The organism is Mesorhizobium sp. LNHC229A00, assembly GCF_000502415.1.
Classification (GTDB): domain Bacteria; phylum Pseudomonadota; class Alphaproteobacteria; order Rhizobiales; family Rhizobiaceae; genus Mesorhizobium.
Map to the genome: position 1 here is coordinate 1 of NZ_AYWQ01000148.1, position 594 is coordinate 594.

1 protein-coding gene is annotated in these 594 nt (G+C 61.1%); it reads right to left on the reverse strand.

The window, feature by feature from the left end; all coding sequences use genetic code 11:
- Nucleotides 1-21: 21 nt before the first annotated feature.
- On the reverse strand, nucleotides 22-594 hold a 573-nt coding region (locus X742_RS140245), incomplete at its 5' end, for an SMP-30/gluconolactonase/LRE family protein (RefSeq protein ID WP_023775667.1).

The window sequence follows — 594 nt, forward strand, 5'->3', positions numbered from 1 at the left end:
TCGAGATAATCGAGGAACTACTCACGGTTTCTTACCGCCGATGCGACCGTAATGCGTCGGTCCTCCGCCCCCCGGAACACGCACACAGCAGAGCGTGCCCTCGAAGGAGGGGTCGCTGCCGGTCGCCAGCACGCCGGCATTTGTCACCCAAAGCATCTCTCCGGAGAAGACGCAGTTGGTCGTTGCCTTGCCGCAGATGAAGAAACCTTCCGCGGTACCGTCGGGCTTCAGCACATGAATGCCGTTGGCGGCAATATCTGTGACATAAAGGCGGCCATCGGCGCCGACCTTCAGCCCGTCCGGGATCGGATTAGCCCCAGGCAAGCGGCCAAGGTCTTCGACGCAGCCATCCGGGCGTTGCCGCTTGACGTGACCCGTGTAGGACTCAGCCCAGACGATCGAGCCGTCCGTCTCGATCGCCACTCCATTCGGGAAGGTCGGCTCGTCGAAGCCGACAGAAAGGTAGGCAGTGCCATCGGGGTTGACGGCAAAGATGTAGCTGGGGTCCGGATTGCTGGGGTTGTATGTGCCGGGATCGCTGAAGATAAGCCGGCCATCAGCAGCAAACACGAGATCGTTTGGACCATTGAGCCG